This window comes from Streptomyces sp. NPDC100445 (assembly GCF_044759735.1).
In the GTDB taxonomy this organism is placed as follows: Bacteria; Actinomycetota; Actinomycetes; order Streptomycetales; family Streptomycetaceae; genus Streptomyces.
Genome location: NZ_JBIVZV010000003.1, coordinates 165,158 through 188,562 on the forward strand (window position 1 = coordinate 165,158; position 23,405 = coordinate 188,562).

At 72.0% G+C, this 23,405-nt stretch carries 19 protein-coding genes and 4 pseudogenes; 12 read left to right on the top strand and 11 right to left on the bottom strand.

Annotated features, from left to right (window positions below):
* Positions 1 to 30 precede the first annotated feature (30 nt).
* From lon to ACIQVT_RS09720, 3 genes and pseudogenes are all read right to left on the bottom strand, one after another.
* Positions 31 to 2,454 carry an endopeptidase La gene (lon, locus tag ACIQVT_RS09710; RefSeq protein WP_403750105.1) on the bottom strand — a complete coding sequence of 808 codons (2,424 nt, stop codon included), beginning with the start codon at positions 2,452 to 2,454 and terminating at the stop codon, positions 31 to 33.
* Positions 2,455 to 2,595: 141 nt separating this feature from the next.
* A pseudogene (locus ACIQVT_RS09715) lies at positions 2,596 to 2,964 on the bottom strand (GNAT family N-acetyltransferase); the annotation flags it as partial.
* A gap of 114 nt (positions 2,965 to 3,078) precedes the next feature.
* Positions 3,079 to 3,903 carry a rhomboid-like protein gene (locus ACIQVT_RS09720; protein ID WP_403750108.1) on the bottom strand — a complete coding sequence of 275 codons (825 nt, stop codon included), beginning with the start codon at positions 3,901 to 3,903 and terminating at the stop codon, positions 3,079 to 3,081.
* 194 nt (positions 3,904 to 4,097) lie between these two features.
* Here ACIQVT_RS09720 and ACIQVT_RS09725 point away from each other — a divergent pair, with 194 nt between their 5' ends.
* From ACIQVT_RS09725 to ACIQVT_RS09740, 4 genes are all read left to right on the top strand, one after another.
* Entirely contained in the window at positions 4,098 to 4,775 is a 678-nt protein-coding gene (locus ACIQVT_RS09725) for a spermidine synthase (protein ID WP_403750111.1), read from the top strand.
* A 112-nt stretch (positions 4,776 to 4,887) separates the two neighbouring features.
* Complete coding sequence (locus tag ACIQVT_RS09730) at positions 4,888 to 5,628, top strand: response regulator transcription factor (protein WP_403750114.1); 741 nt, start codon at positions 4,888 to 4,890, stop codon at positions 5,626 to 5,628.
* A complete protein-coding gene (locus ACIQVT_RS09735; RefSeq protein ID WP_403750116.1) occupies positions 5,625 to 6,749 on the top strand; it encodes an ATP-binding protein in 1,125 nt (374 codons plus the stop codon). The genes ACIQVT_RS09730 and ACIQVT_RS09735 overlap by 4 nt, the downstream gene beginning before the upstream one ends.
* Before the next feature lie 303 nt (positions 6,750 to 7,052).
* A complete protein-coding gene (locus tag ACIQVT_RS09740) occupies positions 7,053 to 10,868 on the top strand; it encodes a multifunctional oxoglutarate decarboxylase/oxoglutarate dehydrogenase thiamine pyrophosphate-binding subunit/dihydrolipoyllysine-residue succinyltransferase subunit (protein ID WP_403750119.1) in 3,816 nt (1,271 codons plus the stop codon).
* A gap of 621 nt (positions 10,869 to 11,489) precedes the next feature.
* Here the strand turns inward: ACIQVT_RS09740 and ACIQVT_RS09745 are convergent.
* The 3 genes and pseudogenes from ACIQVT_RS09745 to ACIQVT_RS09755 form a co-directional block, all read right to left on the bottom strand.
* Complete coding sequence (locus ACIQVT_RS09745) at positions 11,490 to 11,684, bottom strand: DUF6104 family protein (RefSeq protein ID WP_403750122.1); 195 nt, start codon at positions 11,682 to 11,684, stop codon at positions 11,490 to 11,492.
* Between the two features lie 110 nt (positions 11,685 to 11,794).
* Positions 11,795 to 11,878, bottom strand: a pseudogene (locus ACIQVT_RS09750) (DUF6104 family protein); the annotation flags it as partial.
* A 175-nt stretch (positions 11,879 to 12,053) separates the two neighbouring features.
* On the bottom strand, positions 12,054 to 12,230 hold the full coding sequence (locus ACIQVT_RS09755; protein WP_403750125.1) for a DUF6104 family protein: 177 nt from the start codon (positions 12,228 to 12,230) through the stop codon (positions 12,054 to 12,056).
* 190 nt (positions 12,231 to 12,420) lie between these two features.
* On the opposite strand from ACIQVT_RS09755, the gene ACIQVT_RS09760 reads away from it, so the two are divergent.
* Together ACIQVT_RS09760 and ACIQVT_RS09765 are read left to right on the top strand one after the other, a co-directional pair.
* The gene (locus ACIQVT_RS09760; protein WP_403750127.1) at positions 12,421 to 13,332 is read left to right on the top strand and encodes a DUF4097 family beta strand repeat-containing protein; all 912 of its coding nucleotides are present in this window, start codon (positions 12,421 to 12,423) and stop codon (positions 13,330 to 13,332) included.
* Between the two features lies 1 nt (position 13,333).
* Positions 13,334 to 14,395, top strand: coding sequence for a helix-turn-helix transcriptional regulator (locus tag ACIQVT_RS09765; protein ID WP_403750129.1), 1,062 nt, complete (start codon positions 13,334 to 13,336; stop codon positions 14,393 to 14,395).
* 106 nt (positions 14,396 to 14,501) lie between these two features.
* Here the strand turns inward: ACIQVT_RS09765 and ACIQVT_RS09770 are convergent.
* Positions 14,502 to 14,919, bottom strand: a pseudogene (locus ACIQVT_RS09770) (Clp protease N-terminal domain-containing protein); the annotation flags it as partial.
* Between the two features lie 7 nt (positions 14,920 to 14,926).
* Here ACIQVT_RS09770 and ACIQVT_RS09775 point away from each other — a divergent pair.
* Positions 14,927 to 15,121 (top strand): annotated as a pseudogene (locus ACIQVT_RS09775) (helix-turn-helix domain-containing protein); the annotation flags it as partial.
* 59 nt (positions 15,122 to 15,180) lie between these two features.
* Here ACIQVT_RS09775 and ACIQVT_RS09780 read toward each other — a convergent pair.
* Both ACIQVT_RS09780 and ACIQVT_RS09785 read right to left on the bottom strand, forming a co-directional pair.
* Entirely contained in the window at positions 15,181 to 16,146 is a 966-nt protein-coding gene (locus tag ACIQVT_RS09780) for a zinc-binding dehydrogenase (RefSeq protein ID WP_403750131.1), read from the bottom strand.
* A gap of 161 nt (positions 16,147 to 16,307) precedes the next feature.
* Entirely contained in the window at positions 16,308 to 17,531 is a 1,224-nt protein-coding gene (locus tag ACIQVT_RS09785; protein WP_403750134.1) for an NADP-dependent malic enzyme, read from the bottom strand.
* Positions 17,532 to 18,124: 593 nt separating this feature from the next.
* Here ACIQVT_RS09785 and ACIQVT_RS09790 point away from each other — a divergent pair.
* The 3 genes from ACIQVT_RS09790 to ACIQVT_RS09800 are packed head-to-tail and all read left to right on the top strand — an operon-like array spanning position 18,125 to position 20,861.
* Positions 18,125 to 19,084 (top strand): ABC transporter substrate-binding protein, encoded by a 960-nt coding sequence (locus tag ACIQVT_RS09790; protein WP_403750136.1) that lies wholly within the window; start codon positions 18,125 to 18,127, stop codon positions 19,082 to 19,084.
* 38 nt (positions 19,085 to 19,122) lie between these two features.
* A complete protein-coding gene (locus ACIQVT_RS09795; RefSeq protein ID WP_403750138.1) occupies positions 19,123 to 20,058 on the top strand; it encodes an amino acid ABC transporter permease in 936 nt (311 codons plus the stop codon).
* A complete protein-coding gene (locus ACIQVT_RS09800; protein WP_403750142.1) occupies positions 20,055 to 20,861 on the top strand; it encodes an amino acid ABC transporter ATP-binding protein in 807 nt (268 codons plus the stop codon). The genes ACIQVT_RS09795 and ACIQVT_RS09800 overlap by 4 nt, the downstream gene beginning before the upstream one ends.
* A gap of 96 nt (positions 20,862 to 20,957) precedes the next feature.
* On the opposite strand, the gene ACIQVT_RS09805 is transcribed toward ACIQVT_RS09800, so the two are convergent.
* On the bottom strand, positions 20,958 to 21,716 hold the full coding sequence (locus ACIQVT_RS09805) for a class I SAM-dependent methyltransferase (protein ID WP_403750145.1): 759 nt from the start codon (positions 21,714 to 21,716) through the stop codon (positions 20,958 to 20,960).
* A 99-nt stretch (positions 21,717 to 21,815) separates the two neighbouring features.
* Between ACIQVT_RS09805 and ACIQVT_RS09810 the strand changes: the two genes are divergently transcribed.
* Positions 21,816 to 22,445, top strand: coding sequence for a CGNR zinc finger domain-containing protein (locus tag ACIQVT_RS09810; RefSeq protein WP_403750147.1), 630 nt, complete (start codon positions 21,816 to 21,818; stop codon positions 22,443 to 22,445).
* Here ACIQVT_RS09810 and sodX read toward each other — a convergent pair.
* Positions 22,349 to 22,783 carry a nickel-type superoxide dismutase maturation protease gene (sodX, locus tag ACIQVT_RS09815; protein WP_403750921.1) on the bottom strand — a complete coding sequence of 145 codons (435 nt, stop codon included), beginning with the start codon at positions 22,781 to 22,783 and terminating at the stop codon, positions 22,349 to 22,351. The two genes, ACIQVT_RS09810 and sodX, sit on opposite strands and share 97 nt — an antisense overlap.
* A 145-nt stretch (positions 22,784 to 22,928) precedes the next feature.
* Between sodX and sodN the strand changes: the two genes are divergently transcribed.
* Positions 22,929 to 23,324, top strand: a complete 396-nt coding sequence (gene sodN, locus ACIQVT_RS09820; RefSeq protein ID WP_046418451.1) for a superoxide dismutase, Ni — start codon at positions 22,929 to 22,931, stop codon at positions 23,322 to 23,324.
* The last annotated feature ends 81 nt before the right edge of the window (positions 23,325 to 23,405 follow it).

The following is a 23,405-nucleotide window of genomic DNA, read 5'->3' on the forward strand; positions in this document are numbered from 1 at the left end:
GACCGGGCCCCGCCCCTGCCGAGGCGTCCGTCACGCCGCCACGGGCACCTCCGGCGCCGCCCCGGCCACGGCGGGCGCGAGCGCCAGTTCCAGGACCTGGCGGACGTCGGTCACGGCGTGGACGTCCAGCTTGTCCAGCACCTCGGCCGGCACGTCGTCCAGGTCGGGTTCGTTGCGCTTGGGGATGATCACGGTGGTCACCCCGGCGCGGTGGGCGGCCAGCAGCTTCTGCTTCACCCCGCCGATGGGCAGCACCCGGCCGGTCAGCGAGACCTCGCCGGTCATGGCGACGTCGGTGCGGACCAGGCGGCCGGAGAGCAGCGAGGCGAGGGCCGTGGTCATCGTGATGCCGGCGCTCGGGCCGTCCTTCGGGACGGCGCCCGCCGGGAAGTGGATGTGCACGCCCCGGTCCTTGAGGTCGGCCACCGGCAGCTCCAGTTCGGCGCCGTGGCTGCGCAGGAAGCTCAGCGCGATCTGCGCCGACTCCTTCATCACGTCACCGAGCTGTCCGGTGAGGGTCAGGCCCGCGCCGCCGGTCTCCGGGTCGGCGAGGGACGCCTCCACGAACAGCACGTCCCCGCCGGCACCGGTGACCGCCAGGCCGGTCGCCACGCCGGGTACGGCCGTACGGCGCTCGGCCGGGTCCTGGGCGGACTCGGGCACGTGGTGGGGGCGGCCGATCAGAGCGCGCAGGTCGGCGTCGGTCACGGTGAACGGCAGTTCCCGCTCGCCCAGTTCGTGCTGGGCGGCGACCTTGCGCAGCAGCCGGGCGATGGACCGCTCCAGGGTCCGCACGCCGGCCTCGCGGGTGTACTCGCCGGCGAGCCTGCGCAGCGCGCCCTCCTCCAGGGTGACCTCGTCCCCGTGCAGGCCGGCCCGCTCCAACTGGCGCGGGAGCAGGTGGTCGCGGGCGATGACGACCTTCTCGTCCTCGGTGTAGCCGTCCAGCCGGACGATCTCCATGCGGTCCGCGAGCGCCTCCGGGATGGCCTCCAGGACGTTGGCGGTGGCGAGGAAGACCACGTCGGACAGGTCCAGCTCGACCTCCAGGTAGTGGTCGCGGAAGGTGTGGTTCTGCGCCGGGTCCAGCACCTCCAGCAGGGCGGCCGCCGGGTCGCCGCGGAAGTCCGAACCGACCTTGTCGATCTCGTCGAGCAGGACGACGGGGTTCATCGACCCGGCCTCCTTGACGGCCCGCACGATCCGGCCGGGCAGCGCGCCGACGTACGTACGGCGGTGGCCGCGGATCTCGGCCTCGTCGCGGACGCCGCCGAGGGCCACGCGGACGAACTCGCGTCCCATGGCGTGGGCCACCGACTGCCCGAGCGAGGTCTTGCCGACTCCTGGCGGCCCGACCAGCGCGAGCACCGCGCCGCCGCGCCGTCCGCCGACCACGCCGAGTCCCCGGTCACCGCGCCGCTTGCGCACGGCCAGGTACTCGGTGATGCGCTCCTTCACGTCCTCCAGTCCGGCGTGCTCGGCGTCGAGCACGGCCTTGGCGCCCCGGATGTCGTAGGCGTCCTCGGTCCGCACGTTCCACGGCATCTCCAGGACGGTGTCCAGCCAGGTGCGGATCCAGGAGCCCTCGGGCGACTGGTCGGAGGCGCGCTCCAGCTTGTCGACCTCCTTCAGGGCGGCCTCGCGGACCTTCTCCGGCAGGTCGGCGGCCTCCACGCGGGCGCGGTAGTCGTCGGACTCCTCGGCCGGGTCCTTGCCGTCGCCGTTCAGCTCGCGCAGCTCCTTGCGGACGGCCTCCAGCTGGCGGCGGAGCAGGAACTCCCGCTGCTGCCTGTCGACGCCCTCCTGGACGTCCTTGGCGATGGTCTCGGCCACGTCCTGCTCGGCGAGGTGGTCGCGGAGCTGCTGGGTGGCGAGCCGCAGCCGGGCCACCGGGTCGGCGGTCTCCAGCAGGGCGACCTTCTGGTCGGTGGTGAGGAACGGCGAGTAGCCGGAGTTGTCGGCGAGCGCGGCGACGTCGTCGATGGCCTGGACGCGGTCCACGACCTGCCAGGCGCCGCGCTTCTTCAGCCAGGTGGTGGCGAGCGCCTTGTACTCCTTGACGAGTTCGGTGACGTGGCCCGGCAGCGGTTCGGGCACGCTCTCCTCGATCCGGGCACCCTCGACCCACAGCGCGGCGCCGGGGCCGGTGGTGCCGGCGCCGATGCGCACCCGGCTCCGGCCGCGGATCAGTGCTCCCGGGTCACCGTCGGCGAGCCGGCCGACCTGCTCGACCGTGCCGAGGACGCCGGTGCCGGCGTAGGTGCCGTCGATGCGCGGGACCAGCAGCACGGTGGGCTTGCCGGACTCCGGGGCGGCGGACTGGGCGGCCTCCACCGCGGCCCGCACCTCGGCGTCACTCAGGTCCAGCGGGACGACCATGCCGGGCAGCACGACCTCGTCGTCGAGCGGCAGCAGCGGCAGGTTGAGCGTGAACGCCGGTGACTCAGCAGCCATGATCTCCCCTTCGGCAGTCAACTTGAGCTATGCCGACTCAATGTTCCGGCGGCCCCTGTTGTTCCCATCCGGCTGTTCGCCGTGAGCGATCACGGAATCCGCTGGCCGGTCGGGTGCTGCCGGACGGGTCTCCGGGTCGCCGGCGGAGGGCGTGGCCGGGGACCGCAGGTCGAGTCGCTGCGCGGCGTCCCAGCTTTGCCACGAAGCGCATCGAGCCGACGTTGGCGGTCCGGGTGTGGAGCACCAGCAGCTCGCCGGGAAGTACACCGTCGAGCCAGTCGAGTGCCGCCGCGCACGCCTCCGCGGCGTACCCGAATCCCCACGCGCGCGGCAGGAACATGTAGCCGAGATCGACCATCCCCGCGGCAGCCGGACGACCGTGCTCCGGTGCTCTCCTGAGCAGAATCTGGCCGATCATCGCCCCGTCGAGCTCGACGACGAGACTCCCGGGCCACCGCGCGGGCGGGGGTCGCCGAGGTAGGTGTGGACCTCTGGTGACGCAAGCGGCTCGCTTCGCAAGGTCGATCCGCACGACTCCCGCGCCGACCGTGCGGACAGCGCCTTCATCCCGCCGACCACAGCGACCGTCCCGGGCCTCCTGCCGCACTGGGCATCGGCGGCCGATCAGCGCAGGTGAGGTCCTCGCCGGGGGGCTCCGGCCGGCGGATGCGGGCGGCGCAGCAGCGGCCAGGCGGCCACCCCGGTCGCCAGGGCGATGAGGTGGCCCCAGTCGGTCAGCGGGTCCAGGTAGGCGTACAGGTCGCCCAGGAGCGCTCCGGTCACGGGTACCAGCACCGACCAGCGCAGCCAGGGCCGGAGCAGTCCGGCCAGCGCGCCGACGCTGGCGGCGACGCCGAAGCTGATGCCGTAGTCGAGGCGGTGCAGGGAGGTCGGGGGCAGGTGGCCGGCCAGGACGGCGAGGCCGACGGGCACCTCGGTGGCGAGGGTGGCAACGACGTGGCCGGCGAGGAAGACGCAGGCGGCCCGCACCGCGCCCACCCGCCGTTCCAGCGCGGTGAGCACCAGCACGAACGCGACGGCGTACGGCGAGACGATCCCGCCCGCGATCCACAGCGCGCTCGCCGCCAGCACGGGGACGGGCGTGCGTATCAGGTGGGCGACGTCCGTGCTGGAGGACTGGTGCAGGGCGTGCACCAGGGCGGGGCCGGCCACGGTGGTGACCACGGAGGTGACCGCCAGGACCGTCGCGTAGGCGAAGGTGAACGGGGTGCCGGCCGGGGTGGGCAGCAGGCGCCAGGGCCGTGGGGCAGGCCCGGACGGGCGGGCGGGGGCCGCGGCGGACCGCGGCGCGGGCCCGCGCGGGCCGGGCACTCCGTCCAGCAGACCGGCGACGGGCGGGGCGGGGGCGGCGGCGGAACCGCCGGGCAGGGGCGGGGCCGGCAGCGGCGGGGCCGCGGCCCGAGCGGGGCCCTGCGTGATCCGTTCCACGGTGCGGCGCTCCTTCCGTCGTCCCCCAACCCTTGGGCCCCGGCGCGCCGCTGTCTATGACCGGCGCCACCCGGGAGCGGATTCACAGCGATCTCTCACCTCCCGGCCGCGTGCGTGGGCCGCGAGTCCGGGGCGGCCGTCGCACCGCGCGCAATTCCCGTGAAGGATCTGCTCCGTTCGGCCAGGATGGGGCCATGACTGCCCCGCTCGACTCCCCCGAGGTCCTGGACCGGCGCGACGGCCCGTACGGGGAGGTGGTGCTGCGCCGGCACGGCCCGCTGCTCCAGATCATCGCCAACGGCTGCTTCCTGATGGACACGTCCGACGGCCGCTCGGAGCGGCTGCTGGTCGACGCCGCCCGGGCCGCGCTGGACGGACGGCCGAGGCCCCACGTGCTGATCGGGGGGCTGGGCGTGGGGTTCTCGCTCGCACACGCGGCGGCCGATCCGGGGTGGGGGCGGATCACCGTGGTGGAGCGGGAACCCGCCGTCATCGACTGGCACCGGCGGGGGCCGCTGGCCCGGGTGTCCGGCGACGCGCTCGCCGATCCGCGCACCAGGATCGTGGAAGCGGATCTGGTGGCGTACGTCAATGAGACATCGGACACGTTCGACGCGCTGTGCCTCGACATCGACAACGGACCCGGCTGGACGGTCACGGAGGACAACGGCAGCCTCTACTCGCCGGCCGGACTCGCCGCGTGCGCACGGGTGTTGAGACCGGGCGGGGTGCTCGCCGTGTGGTCCGCGCAGCCCTCTCCGGAATTTGAAGGAACCTTGCGGAATGCCGCATTCCAGCAGGTGCGTACCGAAGAGGTGCCCGTTGCCCGGGGCGTTCCGGACGCTGTGCACCTCGCCGTCCGACCTGGATAGCGACAGCCCGGTGAGTCCCCGTAATGTGCTGCCCTGACGCGGATCATTCAAGCGTCAAACGCAGACATGGGATCACCCCACGGATTCCGGAAAGCAACAACAGGGGCGGGCGATGGAGCAGACACACACCTCCCAGAGCGGCGCGGCGACGACCACCCCGGGCGCACAGCGCCGGGTGCTGGTCGTCGAGGACGACGTCACGATCGTCGACGCCATCGCGGCCCGGCTCCGTGCCGAGGGATTCCTGGTGCAGACGGCCGCCGACGGTCCCGCGGCCGTCGACACGGCGGAGGCCTGGCAGCCCGACCTGCTGATCCTCGACATCATGCTGCCCGGCTTCGACGGGTTGGAGGTCTGCCGGCGCGTGCAGGCCCAGCGCCCGGTGCCGGTGCTGATGCTCACCGCGCGCGACGACGAGACGGACATGCTGGTCGGGCTCGGCGTCGGCGCCGACGACTACATGACCAAGCCCTTCTCGATGCGGGAGCTGGCGGCCCGCGTGCACGTGCTGCTGCGCCGGGTGGAGCGGGCGACGATCGCCGCCGCCACCCCGCGTTCGGGCATCCTCCGCCTCGGCGAACTGGAGATCGACCACGCGCAGCGCCGGGTGCGGGTGAAGGCGGAGGACGTCCACCTGACGCCGACCGAGTTCGACCTGCTGGTGTGCCTGGCGAACACCCCGCGCGCGGTGCTCTCCCGGGAGCAGCTGCTGGCGGAGGTCTGGGACTGGGCGGACGCCTCCGGCACCCGCACGGTCGACAGCCACATCAAGGCGCTGCGCCGGAAGATCGGCGCCGAGCGGATCCGTACCGTGCACGGCGTGGGCTACGCGCTGGAGACGCCGGCACCATGAGCGGCGACGGGCGCCGGACCGCACGCGGGGGCCGCCGACTCGCCGGCGGCGGACCCTGGGGCGGCGTGCGCCCGTTCTCGATCAAGACCAAGCTGGGCGCGCTGGTCGTCATCGCGGTGCTGATCACCACCGGGCTGTCGATCGTCGCCGTGCACACCAAGACGGAGCTGCGCTTCATCACGGTGTTCTCGATGATCGCCACCCTGCTCATCACCCAGTTCGTGGCGCACTCGCTCACCATGCCGCTGGACGAGATGAACACGGTGGCCCGCTCCATCTCGCACGGCGACTACACGCGCCGGGTGAAGGAGAACCGCCGGGACGAACTCGGCGACCTGGCCGAGACGATCAACGTCATGGCCGACGAGCTGGAGGCCCAGGACAGCCAGCGCAAGGAGCTGGTGGCGAACGTCTCGCACGAGCTGCGCACCCCGATCGCGGGCCTGCGCGCGGTGCTGGAGAACATCGTGGACGGGGTCACCGAGCCCGACCAGGAGACGATGCGGACGGCGCTGAAGCAGACCGAGCGGCTCGGCCGCCTGGTGGAGACCCTGCTGGACCTCTCCCGCCTCGACAACGGCGTCGTACCGCTGAAGCTGCGGCGGTTCGAGGTGTGGCCGTACCTGTCGGGCGTACTCAAGGAGGCCAACATGGTCGCCTCCGCGCGCGCGGGGATCGCCTCCGGCTCCGGCAGCCACACCCGGACCGACGTCCACCTGCACCTCGACGTCTCGCCGCCGGAGCTGACCGCGCACGCGGACCCCGAGCGCCTGCACCAGGTGGTGGCCAACCTCATCGACAACGCGGTCAAGCACAGCCCGCCGCACGGCCGGGTGACCGTGAAGGCGCGGCGCGGTCCGCAGCCGCAGTCGCTGGAGCTGGAGATCCTGGACGAGGGTCCCGGCATCCCCCGGTCGGAGTGGCACCGGGTGTTCGAGCGGTTCAACCGCGGGGCGGTGACCCGGCCGCACGGACCGGGCAGCGACGGCGGCACGGGGCTGGGGCTGGCGATCGCCCGGTGGGCCGTGGATCTGCACGGCGGCCGGATCGGTGTGGCCGAATCGGAGCGCGGCTGCCGGATCATCGTCACTCTTCCGGGTCTGACTTCTGACCTGAGTTGACGTAGGGTCCGAACCGGAAGCACAAGATCCACGACGGTCGCCGCCGCTCGGCGCGACCGGACCCGTGCGATCGGCAACAGGGCCCGCGCCACCCGTCGAACGAAGACGCGCAGGGCCGGGGCCGGTGCACCCTCCCCCATGCGGAACCACGGTTGTTTCCCGCCATTTCAAGCCCCGAAACAAGATTTCCGATGTGACTTACACGACGTTGAACGGGCCCGGCCTGACCTTCACGGTCAGGGAGGCGTAGCCTTTATTCCCGCTGTCCATCACCTTGTGAAGCGGAAGAGGGCGGTTGCCGCCGTGTCGCCACAGTCCCCCAGTAACTCGAGCATCTCCACCGATGACCAAGCCGGGAAGAACCCCGCCGCCGCGTTCGGTCCGAACGAGTGGCTCGTCGACGAGATCTATCAGCAGTACCTCCAGGACCCGAATTCCGTAGACCGCGCCTGGTGGGACTTCTTCGCCGACTACAAGCCCGGCGCTCCCGCCACCCCGGCTCCGGCGGGTACTGCGGCCGCGGGGGCCGCAGAGACCCCCAGCACGGCCCCGCAGGCCCGGCCCGCGGCTCCGGCCCCGGCTCCCCAGGCCGCCGCCCCGGCCGCACCCGCGGCCCCGAAGCCCGCGGCCGCCCCGGCCCAGGCGCCCGCCGCTCCCGCTCCCGCTCCCGAGGCGAAGGCCGCCCCGGCCAGGCCGGCGCAGCCCGCACAGGCGCCCGCCCAGCCGAAGGCGAAGCCCGCCGAGGCCCCCGGCGGCCCGGAGCTGATCACGCTGCGCGGTCCGGCCGCCGCGGTCGTGAAGAACATGGACGCCTCGCTGGAGGTGCCGACCGCCACCTCGGTCCGCGCTGTCCCGGTGAAGCTGCTGTTCGACAACCGCATCGTCATCAACAACCACCTCAAGCGCGCCCGCGGCGGGAAGATCTCCTTCACGCACATCATCGGGTACGCGATGGTGCAGGCCATCAAGGCCATGCCGTCGATGAACTGGTCGTACGGCGTCAAGGACGGCAAGCCGACCCTGATCAAGCCGGCACACGTCAACCTCGGCCTCGCCATCGACCTGGTCAAGCCGAACGGTGACCGCCAGCTGGTCGTCGCGGCGATCAAGAAGGCCGAGACGCTGAACTTCTTCGAGTTCTGGCAGGCCTACGAGGACATCGTCCGCCGCGCCCGCGAGGGCAAGCTGACCATGGACGACTTCACCGGTGTGACGGTCTCCCTGACCAACCCCGGCGGCCTCGGCACCGTGCACTCCGTGCCGCGCCTGATGCCCGGCCAGTCCGTGATCATGGGCGTCGGCTCCATGGACTACCCGGCGGAGTTCCAGGGCACCAGCCAGGACACCCTGAACAAGCTCGGCGTCTCCAAGGTCATGACGCTCACGTCGACCTACGACCACCGGGTCATCCAGGGCGCCGCCTCCGGCGAGTTCCTGCGCGTCGTCGCCAACCTGCTGCTGGGCGAGAACGGCTTCTTCGACGACGTCTTCGAGGCGCTGCGCATCCCCTACGAGCCGGTCCGCTGGCTCAAGGACATCGACGCCTCCCACGACGACGACGTCACCAAGGCCGCCCGCGTCTTCGAGCTGATCCACTCCTACCGGGTCCGCGGCCACGTCATGGCCGACACCGACCCCCTGGAGTACCGCCAGCGCAAGCACCCCGACCTGGACATCGTCGAGCACGGCCTCACCCTGTGGGACCTGGAGCGCGAGTTCGCCGTCGGCGGCTTCGCCGGCAAGTCGATGATGAAGCTGCGCGACATCCTCGGCGTGCTGCGCGACTCGTACTGCCGCACCACCGGCATCGAGTTCATGCACATCCAGGACCCCAAGCAGCGCAAGTGGATCCAGGACCGCGTGGAGCGCCCGCACACCAAGCCGGAGCGCGAGGAGCAGCTGCGCATCCTGCGCCGGCTGAACGCGGCGGAGGCCTTCGAGACCTTCCTCCAGACCAAGTACGTCGGCCAGAAGCGGTTCTCGCTGGAGGGCGGCGAGTCCGTCATCCCGCTGCTGGACGCGGTCATCGACTCGGCGGCCGAGTCCCGGCTGGACGAGGTCGTCATCGGCATGGCCCACCGCGGCCGGCTGAACGTCCTGGCCAACATCGTCGGCAAGTCGTACGCGCAGATCTTCCGCGAGTTCGAGGGCAACCTCGACCCGAAGTCGATGCACGGCTCCGGCGACGTGAAGTACCACCTGGGCGCCGACGGCACCTTCACCGGCCTGGACGGCGAGCAGATCAAGGTCTCCCTGGTCGCCAACCCCTCCCACCTGGAGGCCGTCGACCCGGTCCTGGAGGGTGTGTCCCGCGCCAAGCAGGACATCATCAACAAGGGCGGCACGGACTTCACCGTCCTGCCGGTGGCGATCCACGGCGACGCGGCCTTCGCGGGCCAGGGCGTGGTGGCCGAGACCCTGAACATGTCGCAGCTGCGGGGCTACCGCACCGGCGGCACGGTCCACATCGTCATCAACAACCAGGTCGGTTTCACCGCGGCCCCCGAGTCCTCGCGTTCCTCCATGTACGCGACGGACGTCGCCCGCATGATCGAGGCCCCGATCTTCCACGTCAACGGCGACGACCCCGAGGCCGTCGTCCGTGTCGCCCGGCTCGCCTTCGAGTTCCGCCAGGCGTTCAACAAGGACGTGGTCATCGACCTCATCTGCTACCGCCGCCGCGGGCACAACGAGTCGGACAACCCGGCCTTCACCCAGCCGCTGATGTACGACCTGATCGACAAGAAGCGCTCGGTGCGCAAGCTGTACACCGAGTCGCTGATCGGTCGCGGCGACATCACCCTGGAAGAGGCCGAGCAGGCCCTCCAGGACTACCAGGGGCAGCTGGAGAAGGTCTTCACGGAGGTCCGCGAGGCCACCTCCCAGCCGGCCGCCGGCAACACCCAGGAGCCCCAGGACGGCTTCCCGGTCGCCGTGCCGACCGCGGTCTCCGCCGAGGTCGTCAAGCGGATCGCCGAGTCCCAGGTCAACGTCCCCGACCACATCACGGTGCACCCGCGGCTCCAGCCGCAGCTCCAGCGCCGCGCGGCGATGGTCGAGGACGGCACCATCGACTGGGGCATGGGCGAGACCCTGGCCATCGGCTCCCTGCTGCTGGAGGGCACCCCGGTCCGCCTCGCGGGCCAGGACTCCCAGCGCGGCACCTTCGGCCAGCGCCACGCGGTGCTGATCGACCGGGAGACCGGCGAGGAGTACACCCCGCTCCAGTACCTCTCCGAGGACCAGGCCCGCCTGAACGTCTACAACTCGCTGCTCTCCGAGTACGCGGCGATGGGCTTCGAGTACGGCTACTCGCTGGCCCGCCCCGACGCGCTCGTCATGTGGGAGGCCCAGTTCGGCGACTTCGTCAACGGCGCGCAGACGGTCGTGGACGAGTTCATCTCCTCGGCCGAGCAGAAGTGGAACCAGACCTCCGGTGTGGTCCTGCTGCTGCCGCACGGCTACGAGGGCCAGGGCCCGGACCACTCCTCGGCCCGCCCGGAGCGCTTCCTCCAGCTCTGCGCGCAGAACAACATGACGGTCGCGATGCCCACGTCCCCGTCGAACTACTTCCACCTCCTGCGGTGGCAGGTCCACAACCCGCACCACAGGCCGCTGGTCGTCTTCACCCCGAAGTCGATGCTGCGCCTGAAGGCGGCGGCGTCGAAGGCGGAGGAGTTCACGAGCGGCGAGTTCCGCCCGGTCATCGGCGACGGCTCGGTCGACGCGGCCGCCGTGCGCAAGGTCGTCTTCTGCGCGGGCAAGGTCTACTACGACCTGGAGGCCGAGCGGCAGAAGCGCGGTGCCACGGACACGGCCATCATCCGCATCGAGCGGCTGTACCCGCTGCCCGGCGCCGAGCTCCAGGCGGAGATCAAGAAGTACCCGAACGCCGAGAAGTACCTGTGGGCGCAGGAGGAGCCGGCGAACCAGGGTGCGTGGCCGTTCATCGCGCTCAACCTGATCGACCACCTGGACCTGGCGGTCGGCGCGGACGTCCCGCACGGCGAGCGGCTGCGGCGCATCTCGCGCCCGCACGGCTCCTCCCCGGCGGTGGGTTCGGCCAAGCGCCACCAGGCCGAGCAGGAGCAGCTGGTGCGTGAGGTGTTCGAGGCCTAGGCCCCGGCAGACACACGACGACGAAGGGCCCGGCACCGAGTACCCACTCGGCACCGGGCCCTTCGCCCGTCCGGGCCGCGGCCGTGGGGGGGCTGCGCGGCGGGGGGTGGGCGCGGGGGCGGTGGGGGGCGTGGCCGCGCGGGCCGGGGGCCGTATCCGTGCGAGCCGGGCGCGGGGGGCCGCGCCGTGCGCGGTGTGGGCGGACCATGCTGGTCGTGGCCGAAGAGGTCGTGACCGTGAGGGTCGTGGCCGGCCGTGGCCGTGGGAGTCGTGGCCCCGAGTGGGCCGTGGGACGCAGTGCGGGCCTTGGCCGTGCGAGCCGGGCGGTAGGCCGGGCCGTGCGCGGTGGGGCGCGCCTTGCGCAGTGGGGCGGACTGTGCGGGCCGTGGCCGTAGAGGTCGTAGCCGGCCATAGCCGTGGGGGGTCGGCCGTATGGGCGTGGCCGTGCAGGTCATGGCCGGCCACGGCCGCGGGAGTCGTGGCCGTGCGGCCAGGGCGCGGTGGGGCGCACCGTGCGCGGTCGAGCGGACGTGCAGGCCGTGGGGACCGTGACCCCGTGCGGGCAGGGCGCGGTGGGGCGGGGTCCCGCCGGGTGGGCGGGACCCGCTCGTCGGGCGGGGCCTACTCGTCGTCCTCGTCGTCGAGGCGCGCGAGCCAGGCGGCCAGCCCCTCCACGGGCACCTCGAAGTCCGGGTTCAGGCCCACGAAGACTGGCCGGGCGCGGTGCCGGCGTGGCCGCGGGGGTCGTGGCCAGCCATGGCCGCGGGGGTCGTCGCCGTACGGGCCGGGCGCGGTAGGACACGCCGTGCGGGCCATGGCCGTAGAGGTCGTGGCCGGCCATGGCCGGGGGGACTGTGGCCGTACGGGCCAGGCGCGGTGGGGCGGGGCCCGCCGGGCGGGCGGGACTGCCGCTCGTCCGGCGGAGCCTACTCGTCCTCGTCGTCGAGGCGCGCGAGCCAGGCGGCCAGCCGCTCCACGGGCACCTCGAAGTCCGGGTTCAGGCCCACGAAGGCTGGCCGGGCGCGGTGCCGGCGTGGCCATGCGAGCCGCAGGCCGGGCGCGGTGCGGACCGGCCGTGCGCGGTCGAGCGGACCGTGGCCGTGGGGGTCGTGGCCGTACGGGCCAGGCGCGGTGGGGCGGGGCCCGCCGGGCGGGCGGGCGGGACTGCCGCTCGTCCGGCGGAGCCTACTCGTCCTCGTCGTCGAGGCGCGCGAGCCAGGTGGCCAGCCGCTCCACGGGCACCTCGAAGTCCGGGTTCAGGTCCACGAAGGCGCGCAACTGCTCGGCGAGCCACCCGAAGGTGACCTCCTCCTCGCCACGCCGCTTCTCCAGCTCCTCGATACCGCGGTCGGTGAAATACATGGGGCCGTGTCTCCTGCGCATCCGTCCAGGCCGTCGCTGACTGGTTCCCAGCCTAAGCGCCGGGCCCGCCCCGCCCAGCCGCGTCCCTCACCGAAAGGGTGTCTTGACTTCCCGGAGCCACGATATATCGTGTTTCTCCGAGGACGCGATATGACGTGGCAATGTCGCGCCGCCCCGCCGAGGAGGCCCCATGCCCGACTGGTCCGTCAGCGAGCCCCGGAAACTGACCTTCGACGACCCCGTACGCGACCTCCATGTCCGACTGGTCAACGGCACGGTCAACGTCGTGGGCACGGACGAGCCCGCCGCCCGCCTGGAGGTCTCGGAGATCGAGGGACCGCCGCTGGTCGTCACCCTGCGGGACGGCACCCTCACCGTGGCCTACGAGGACCTGCCCTGGAAGGGCTTCCTCAAGTGGCTCGACCAGCAGGGCCGGCGGCGCAGCGCCGTCGTCTCCCTCGCCGTCCCGCCCGGCACCCAGGTGGAGGTCGGCGTGGTCGGCGCGGGCGCCGTCGTCTCCGGCATCCGCGGCCCCGTCGCGGTCCGGGGGGTGACCGGCGACACCACCCTGGTCGGCGTCTCCGGCCCGGCCCGCGCGGACACCGTGTCGGGGAACCTGGAGGCCCAGGCGGTCACGGGCGACCTGCGGTTCCACTCGGTCTCGGGCGACCTGACCGTGGTCGACGGCTCCGGCCCCTCCGTCAAGGCGGAGTCCGTCACCGGCTCCATGATCGTCGACCTGGACCCGGACGGCCCCACCGAGGTCGGCCTGACCAGCGTCTCCGGCGAGATAGCGATCCGCCTGCCGCATCCGGCGGACGCCACGGTCGAGGCGAACACGGCGAGCGGCACCATCTCCAACGCCTTCGAGGGACTGCGGGTGCACGGCCAGTGGGGCGCCCACAAGGTCTCCGGCCGGCTCGGCGCGGGCACCGGACGGCTGCGCGCCTCCACCGTCTCCGGCTCGATCGCCCTGCTGCGCCGCCCGCCCCGGGACGAGGAGGAGCCCACCCCCGAGCAGACGGAACCGGACTCCCCCCGGCCGGCCGGCGCGCCCGGCACCCCGGCCGACGGTACGACGACCGACAAGAAGGTGCTCTGACATGCCCCCCGTCTTCGCCCACGGCCGCCTCCGCCTGTACCTGCTCAAGCTGCTCGACGAGGCCCCGCGCCACGGTTACGAGGTGATCAGGCTCCTGGAGGAGCGCTTCCAGGGCCTGTACGCCCCCTCGGCGGGCACCGTCTACCCCCGCCTGGCCAAGCTGGAGGCGGAGGGCCTGGTCCGGCACACCACCGAGGGCGGCCGGAAGGTGTACGCCATCACCGACGCGGGCCGGGCCGAACTGGCCGACCGCGGCGGTGAGCTGGCCGACCTGGAGCTGGAGATCCGCGACTCGGTGGCGGAACTGGCCGCCGAGATCAGGGCCGACGTCCGCGGTGCCGCCGGTGACCTGCGCCGGGAGATGCGTGCGGCGGCCTCGGAGGCCCGTCGGGACACCGGCGTGCCCCCGGACGACACGGCCCGCGGGGAGGAGGCCGGCCTCGGCGAGAAGGAGGCCTGGAGGACCGCCAAGGAGGAGATGCGCCGGGTCAGGCAGGAGTGGAAGGAGCAGGCGCGGCGCGCCAAGGACGAGAGCCGCCGGGCCCGTGAGGAGGCCCAGCGGGCCCGCCGCCAGGCCCAGGAGGCACAGGCACGGGCACGGGTCCAGGCGCAGGAGGAGATGCAGCGCATGGCCCACCGGGTCCAGGAGCGCGTCCAGGACCACTTCGCCCGCGGCGACTGGCCGACCGGCGTCCGGGAAGGCCTCACCGAGCTGGCCAAGGAGTTCGGTGAGTTCGGCAAGGACTACGGCAAGGTGTTCGGCAAGGAGTGGGGTTTCGCCCGCCCCGCCGGGGAGTCCACCGGACCACAGCCGCACCACACGTCCCCCGACGAGGAATTCCCGGTCGGGTACGAGCCCTCCTGGGCGCACGAGGACGCCGGGGCCGGCCTGACCGGCGACCCCGCCCGGGACCTGGACCGCCTGTTGGACCGCTTCCGCGACGACATACGTGACGCGGCCCGCGACCACGGCATCACCCCGGAGCAGCTCGGCGAGGCCCGCCACCACCTGTCGACGGCGGCGACCCGCATCGCGGCGTTGCTCCACACGGACAAGCCCTGACCCGACATCCGAGGCGCAGCGCCGAGACGCCCGCCCACCCGGCCGACGGGGTCGGGCGGACGGGTGGGCGGCGCCCGGGGTTCGCGGCGGAGCCCCGAGGTGGGCGCTATCGGGCCGACCGAGTCGGCTGGGCGGGTGGGCAGACCCTCGACACCCCCTCGAACGTCACCCCGTGGTCGGCCAGCACCTCCCCCGTCACCCCCGGTACCACCGTGAGCGCCAACAGCAGGTGCTCGTCACCGATCCACCGCTCCCCCCGCCCCAGGGCGACCCGGAGCCCCCGTTGCAGCACTCCCTTCGCCGGCCGGCTGAAGCTCGGCCGGCCGGTCTTCCGCCGCCGGCCCCCGGCCATCGCCCCGACGCCGTGCGCCTCCTCCACCCGCGCGACGATCTCCGCCACGTCGATCCCCAGCCCCGCCAGCGCGTCCGCGTCGGCCCGGGTCGGTCCGGCCCGCCCGCCGCGCCTCGGCCACGTCCCGCCGTACCTGCTCACGTGACGGCGCCAGCCCCAGGGCGGACAGGGCGGACATCATGACCGAGGCAACCGATCTCGCCGAGCGCGCCGGTGACCGTGACCCACGGGTCGGCCTGCGGGCCGTGGCCGCGCTGTGCAGGCTGCTGGAGCAGCTGGAGGCGGTACAGGTGCACAGTGCGCGCAATCAGGGCTGGTCGTGGCAGGAGATCGCCGCGGAGCTCGGTGTCAGCAGGCAGGCCGTGCACAAGAAGTGCGAAAAGGGCGGGCCCGGCGTCCCGGGCCCGCCCTCCGTCCCGATCCTCCCGCGGACTCAGGCGTTGGTCAGCACGATCTTTCCGAACTGCTCCCCGGAGGCGAGCCGTTCGAAGCCCTCGCGGGCCCGGTCCAGCGGCAGCTCCTCGTCGATGACCGGCCGTACACCGGTCGCGGCGCAGAAGGAGAGCAGGTCCTCCAGTTCGTCCTTGGTGCCCATGGTCGACCCGACGACCTTCAGCTCCAGGAAGAAGATGCGGGTCAGCTCGGCGTGCGAGGGTCGGTCGCCGCTGGTGGCCCCGGAGATGACGAGCGTGCCGCCGGGGCGCAGGGACTTCACCGAGTGGGACCAGGTGGCGGCGCCGACGGTCTCGATGACGGCGTCCACCCGCTGCGGCAGCCGCGCCCCGGGCTCGACGGCCTCCACGGCCCCGAGCTCCAGGGCCCGCTTCCGCTTCGCCTCGTCCCGGCTGGTCGCGAAGACCCGCAGCCCGGCCGCCCTGCCGAGGACGATCGCGGCCGTGGCGACCCCGCCGCCCGCGCCCTGCACGAGGACCGAGTCGCCGGGCCGGACCCCGGCGTTGGTGAACAGCATCCGGTACGCGGTCAGCCAGGCGGTCGGCAGACAGGCGGCCTCGGCGAAGGACAGTTCCCTGGGCTTCGGCAGGACGTTCCAGGTCGGCACGGCGACCTGCTCGGCGAAGGTGCCCTGGTAGCGCTCGGTGAGGATGGAGCGCGGCTCGTCGGGGCCGACGCCGTGGCCGCTCTGGCCGATGACGGAGTGGAGGACGACCTCGTTGCCGTCCTCGTCGATCCCGGCGGCGTCGCAGCCGAGGATCATCGGCAGCCGCTCCTCGGGCAGGCCGACGCCCCGCAGGGACCAGAGGTCGTGGTGGTTGAGGGAAGCGGCCCGTACGGTGATCGTGCTCCAGCCGGGACGGGCCTCGGGAGCCGGGAGCTCCCCCAACTCGAGGCCGGTGAGCGGCTGGTCGCGGTCGATTCGGGCGGCGTAGACAGCGAACATGGTGCCGACGATAGGTGCACGGTGCAGTCGGCGGAACCAGCACCGCCTGTGACACATGCCCTCTTGCGCGACGGCACCCGTGCGGCGCAGGGGCGGGGACGCCAGGGGAGGGCACGAAGAGCGGCCCCGCCCCCGAGGGGACGGGGCCGCTCGGTACGACGTCAGCCGCGGGCGACGCCCTCGGCACGCGCGGCGGCCGCGACCGCCGCGGTCACGGCCGGGGCGACCCGCTCGTCGAACGGGGACGGGATCACATAGTCGGCGGCGAGGTCGTCCCCCACCACCGCGGCCAGCGCCTCGGCCGCCGCGATCTTCATGCCCTCGGTGATCCGGGTGGCCCGCACCTGGAGGGCGCCCGCGAAGATCCCGGGGAAGGCCAGCACGTTGTTGATCTGGTTGGGGAAGTCCGAGCGTCCGGTGGCGACGACCGCCGCGTACTTGTGCGCCACCTCGGGGTGGACCTCGGGGGTGGGGTTGGCCATCGCGAAGACGAAGGCGCCCTGCGCCATGGAGGCGACGGCCTCCTCCGCGACGGTACCGCCGGAGACGCCGATGAAGACGTCCGCGCCCGCGAGGGCGTCCTCCAGCGAGCCGGTGAGGCCGGCCTTGTTGGTGAAGGAGGCCAGCTCGCGCTTGACCGGGGTGAGGTCCGGCCGGCCGGCCCACACGACGCCCTTGCGGTCCGCCACGGCCACGTCCCCGATGCCGGCCTCGACCAGCATCCGGGCGATGGCGACACCGGCCGCGCCGGCGCCCGAGATGACGGCCCGCAGCTGGCCGATCTCGCGCCGGCTGAGCCGGGCCGCGTTCCGCAGCGCCGCGAGCGTCACGACGGCCGTGCCGTGCTGGTCGTCGTGGAAGACCGGGATGTCGAGCCGTTCCTGGAGCCGGCGCTCGATCTCGAAGCACCGGGGCGCCGAGATGTCCTCCAGGTTCACTCCGCCGAAGGACGGGGCGAGCCGGACGACGGTCTCGACGATGTCGTCCACGTCGGTGCAGTCGAGCGCGATCGGCACCGCGTCGACGCCGCCGAACTGCTTGAACAGGATGGCCTTGCCCTCCATCACGGGGAGGGAGGCCTCGGGACCGATGTCCCCGAGTCCGAGCACGGCGGTGCCATCGGTGACGACGGCGACCACGCTGGACTTCCATGTGTAGTCGTTGACCAGCTCCGGCTGTTCCGCGATCGCGGTGCACACGCGAGCGACGCCGGGCGTGTACGCGAGGGAAAGGTCGTCCTTGTCGCGGATCGGCACGGTGGCCTGCACGGCCATCTTGCCACCGCGGTGCAGCGCGAACACCGGATCGAACGCGTCGAGGGGCTCGGCCCCTCCGTCCTGGCCCGTACCGTTGTCGCTGCGAGGATTGACGATCTCCGCTGCCACTTTGTTTTACCCCTTAGCTATGCATGGTTTGAGGGTCGACCACTCCTGGTGAGGGGTGGGCGGGCACCGCGCACGGCTCGATTGCGGATACGTACGAGCACATACGCGACGGGCGCGCCGCACACGCGCCCTGAGCCCCGGATGAGGGGTGTAAAGAACCTTCTTACCGGACGGACGGCGCCCGCGACGAGTCCATTAGGTGCAAGGTCACATCCCGGAACCGCAAAGCGGCGGGAAGGTGACGTCCGGCCGACGGCAGGGGGGACGGCGCTCGGACGAGCCGGAGCGAGGGGCACGGCCGGGGGCGCACGGGGCCGCGGAAGGGGCCCCGGAGGCGATCACATCGTGAGACACGCCGAAGATTTTCCGGCCGGAGCGCTGGATTCCCGCAGATGATCCTGCGGCTATGGACCGGGGTTGTACCGACCTGATGTGGTTCGGGGGTCACCCGTTATCCGATTTTGACATAGCGACGCCCCTGAATGGCCCAGTCCGAATGGCAAGATGCCGTAAACCCACGAGGTCGCGACACCCGAAGGTGTGTGTTTCCGTCGACCCATCGGCAACTCTTCCCATCCGCCGGAGGAACCACGATGACCGCAAGCTCCACCCGTCGTACAAGCGCCGCGCGCTCACGTCTGGCCGCGGCCGGTGCGATCGCGGTCGCAGGCGCCCTGCTGATCACCGGCTGCGGTGACCAGACCAAGGACAAGGACAAGAACTCCGGCGGCGCGTCCACCAGCACGGCGCCGCTCGCCGACAAGCTCCCCCAGGACATCCGCAGCGCCGGCAAGATCCGGGTCGGTTCGGACATCGCGTACGCCCCGGTGGAGTTCAAGGACTCCTCCGGCAAGGTCGTCGGCCTGGACCCGGACCTGGCGGCGGCCATGGGCAAGCAGCTCGGGGTGACGTTCGAGTTCGAGAACGGTACCTTCGACGCCCTGCTCACCGGTCTGCGCTCGGGCCGCAACGACATCGCGATGTCGGCGATGACGGACAACAAGAACCGTCAGGAGGGCGTCGACCCCGACACGGGCAAGAAGGTCGGCGAGGGCGTCGACTTCGTCGACTACCTCAACGCCGGTGTGTCGATCTACACCCGCAAGGGTGACACCAAGGGCATCAGCACGTGGTCGGACCTGTGCGGCAAGAAGCTGGCCGTCGAACGGGGCACCGTCTCGGAGGACCTGGCCAAGCAGGAGGCCAAGAAGTGTCCCGCCGGCAAGAAGCTGACCGTCGAGGCCTTCGACGACGACCAGCAGTCCCAGACCCGGCTCCGCTCGGGCGGTGTGGACGCGGCCTCCTCGGACTTCCCCGTCGCCGCCTGGGCGGTCAAGAACTCGGGCGGCGGCAAGGACTTCCAGCTCGTCGGCGACCAGGTGCAGGCCGCCCCGTACGGCATCGCGGTCTCCAAGAAGGAGACGCAGCTGCGCGACGCCCTCAAGGCCGCGATGGACGCGATCATCCGCAACGGTGAGTACAAGACCATCCTCGAGAAGTGGGGCGCCGAGGACGGCGCCGTGAAGGAGTCCGCGGTCAACGGCGGCAAGTGACCCGCGTCAGCGCCAGCGGACACCGAGAGGCAATACCCGTGACTGACATCGACAAGACGGCGGGCCCCCAGGGCACGCCCCGGGCCGGCGCGGAGGCCATCAAGGCCATCCCGGTCCGGCACTACGGGCGGTACGTCTCCGCCGTCATCGCGATCGCGATCCTCGTCGCGATCGTCTACGCGTTCGGCCAGGGCAGGATCAACTGGCACGCCGTACCGGACTACTTCTTCGACGACCGGATCCTGACCGGTGTCGGCAAGACCCTCCTGCTGACGGTCCTGTCCATGGTGATCGGCATCGTCGGCGGCATCGTCCTGGCGGTGATGCGGCTGTCCAAGAACCCGGTGACCTCCTCGATCGCCTGGTTCTACATCTGGTTCTTCCGCGGCACCCCGGTCCTGGTCCAGCTGTTCCTCTGGTTCAACCTGGGCCTGGTCTTCGAGTACATCAACCTGATGCCGTTCTACAAGGACTACTGGTCGAACTTCATGACGCCGTTGCTGACGGCGCTGCTCGGCCTGGGTCTGAACGAGGCGGCCTACATGGCCGAGATCTGCCGGGCCGGTCTGCTCGCGGTGGACGAGGGCCAGACCGAGGCGGCCCACGCCCTCGGCATGAGCCAGGGCAAGACGCTGCGCCGGGTGATCATCCCGCAGGCGATGCGCGTGATCGTGCCGCCGACGGGCAACGAAGTGATCAACATGCTGAAGACGACCTCGCTCGTGGCGGCCGTCCAGTACCCCGAACTGTTCCGCTACGCCCAGGACATCGGCCAGAACTCCGGCGCCCCGGTGGAGATGTACTTCCTCGCCGCGGCCTGGTACCTGATCATGACCTCGGTCCTGAGCGTCGGCCAGTACTACGTCGAGCGCTACTACGCCCGCGGCTCCAGCCGCCAGCTGCCACCGACACCGTGGCAGAAGGTCAGGACGAACATGCTCTCCCTGGGCCGGCCGAAGGGTGGCATGGCATGACCGACAAGCTGAGCAAGACGCAGGACACCCCGGCCGGGGACACCGTCCCGATGGTGCGGGCGGAGGGCGTCCACAAGTCCTTCGGCCACGTGGAGGTGCTCAAGGGCATCGACCTGGAGGTGAAGCCGGGCGAGGTGTTCTGCCTCATCGGCCCCTCCGGCTCCGGCAAGTCGACCTTCCTGCGGTGCATCAACCACCTGGAGAAGATCAACGCCGGGCGGCTGTACGTCGACGGCGAGCTGGTCGGCTACCGCCAGCAGGGCGAGAAGCTGTACGAGCTGCGCGACCGCGAGGTCGCCATGAAGCGCCGGGACATCGGCATGGTCTTCCAGCGCTTCAACCTGTTCCCGCACATGACGGCCCTCGAGAACGTCATGGAGGCGCCGGTGCAGGTGCGGGGCGCCGGCCGGACGCAGGCCCGGGAGCGGGCCGTGCAGCTGCTGGAGCGCGTGGGCCTGGCCGACCGGGCCGGGCACTACCCCTCGCAGCTCTCCGGCGGCCAGCAGCAGCGCGTGGCGATCGCCCGGGCGCTGGCGATGGACCCGAAGCTGATGCTGTTCGACGAGCCGACCTCGGCCCTGGACCCGGAGCTGGTCGGTGACGTCCTGGACGTCATGCGGGATCTCGCCGAGTCCGGCATGACCATGGTGGTCGTCACCCACGAGATGGGCTTCGCCCGCGAGGTGGGTGACAGCCTGGTGTTCATGGATGACGGCGTGGTGGTCGAATCCGGCCATCCGCGGGAGGTCCTTACGAACCCGCAGCACGAGCGGACGCAGTCCTTCCTGTCGAAGGTGCTGTAGCGGAGTGGGAGAGGGGCGGTACGGCCGTGGCCGTACCGCCCCTCTCCGTTGCCCGGCCCCGGTGGCGGCGCATCCCGTGCCGTCACCGGCCGGCCGTCACTTCAGGGCCAGCAAAAGGGTGTCCGAGGGGGAGCACCACACCGGGCGGACCTCGGCGAACCCCTTCTCGCGCAGCACCCGCGCGTGCCAGGCGGCCGACGGCGTGTCCCCGTCCGCGTGCTCGCCGAAGATCGCGAAGCGGCGGGCGGTGGGCTCGGCGAGGACCGGGTCGGCGGCCGCCAGCTGCCACCACTCGGCCCAGTCCGGGGTGCCGTCCCGCCTGGCCTGATCCATGCGTGCGTGGCGCTGGGCGCGCTCGGCCGCGTTGATCCGGGGCGTGCTGTCATCGATCATGTGGTCCGCGTTCATCAGGACGCCACCGTCGCGGACCAGTTCCGCGACCTGACCGTAGAGGGCCGCGAGGGGTTCACCGTGCAGCCAGTGCAGGGCCGTCGCGGTCAGGACGGCGTCGTAGGAGTCGTACGGCAGCCGCGCCGGCCAGTCGGGGTCCAGCAGGTCGGCGGTGACGAGGGTGACGCGGTCGTCGCCCTCGAAGGTGCCGCGCGCGATGGTGAGCAGCGCGGGGTCGAGGTCGACGCCGGTGCTGGTCGCCCGCGGGAAGCGCTGGAGCAGCCGGGCGGTGATGCTGCCGGTGCCGCACGCGAGGTCGAGCACGCGCGGGGCCGCCCCCACCAGCGCCTCGACCATGTCGAGCATGATCCGGAAGCGTTCCTCGCGGTCGGGCAGGTAGCCCTCCTGCTGCCGGTCCCAGCTCTGCTGCCAGGCGGCCCAGTCCGTACCGGTGCCCGTGGTCATGGAATCCCGTCTCCTCTCAATTCGCGTAATACCCTGGAAGCACGACCGGCTGTTACTCGACCGCAGACCGACGATAAAGCGCCCTCGTAAGGACTACAAGTGGAACTGGCCTATTACTCGGATTACGCCGTACGCCTCGTCAACAGCGAGGAGCCGGTCCGGGGCAAGGACTCCCTGACCTCCGTCGAGGCCGTCCGCGACCTCTTCGGCGTCAACGCGTCCGCGGCCCGCCGCGCCACCGACGCCGACGTCACCCGCTTCCGCTCGGTCCGCGGCCGGCTGCGCTCGGTCTTCGAGGCCGCCGACACCGGCGACGAGACCCTCGCCGTGGACCTGCTGAACTCGCTGCTGCTGGAGTTCCCGGTCAGCCCCCAGATCTCCGGGCACGACCACCGCGACGAGGACGACCGGCCGCTGTGGCACATGCACCTGGCCGACCACCCCTCCAACGCCACCGCCGGGTACGCGGCGATCGCGGCGATGGGCCTGGCCTTCCACCTCACCGAGTACGGCGTGGACCGCCTCGGCCTGTGCCAGGCGGCGCCGTGCCGCAACGCCTACCTCGACACCTCCACCAACCGCTCCCGGCGCTACTGCTCCGACCGCTGCGCCACCCGCGCCAACGTCGCCGCCTACCGCGCCCGCAAGCGCCTGGAGGCCGACCGGTCGGCCGGCAGCGGCCTCACCGCCGAGACCGCCCAGCGCAGCAGCGTCAGCGGCCGCCGCTGACCGGCCCGCCGCGGCCGGTACCGCAGCAGCGCCCTGCCGAGCACCAGCTCCTCGGGCACCACCCCGTAGTCGGTGCTGTCCCCGCCCGCGTACGGGTTGTCCCCGAGCACCCACCAGCCGCCCTCGCGCCGTTCCGCGGCCCGCTTGACGACCAGCAGGTCCTGCTGGAACGGATGGCGCAGGACCACGACGTGCCCCGGTGCGACCGCACCCCCGTACCGCACCAGCAGCCGGTCCCCGTGGCGCAGCGTGGGCACCATCGACGGGCCGGACACCTCGGCCAGCCCGAAGGGCGCCACGGCCCCGCCCCGCTCGGTCTCCCGCGACAGCTCCGGCATCCCCGGCACCTCCCCGGTCCGTTCCTCCACCGGTCCCAGTCTGACCCTGGACTTTCGTCCTAAGCCCTAGGGGGCACTCACGAAAACCGGTCCCTCAGGGAGTAATGTCGCACCTGAGAAGACGATCACGAGGAAGGAATGCTCCATGCTTTCCCGCCTGTTTGCCCCCAAGGTCAAGGTCAGCGCCCACTGCGACCTGCCCTGCGGCGTGTACGACCCGGCCCAGGCCCGCATCGAGGCGGAGTCGGTCAAGGCCGTCCAGGAGAAGATGGCCGGTAACGACGACCCTCACTTCCAGGCGCGTGCCACCATCATCAAGGAGCAGCGCGCGGAGCTGGCGAAGCACCACGTCTCCGTTCTCTGGAGCGACTACTTCAAGGCCCCGCACTTCGAGAAGTACCCGGAGCTGCACCAGCTGGTCAACGACACCCTGAAGGCCCTGTCGGCCGCCAAGGCGTCCACCGACCCGGCGACGGGTCAGAAGGCGCTGGACTACATCGCGCAGATCGACAAGATCTTCTGGGAGACCAAGAAGGCCTGATCCCCGATCACGACGGCCGGTCCGCGATGTCCGCGGTTCCCCGGTCGCCAGGTCTCCCGTCCGCACCCGGTCCGCGGCGCG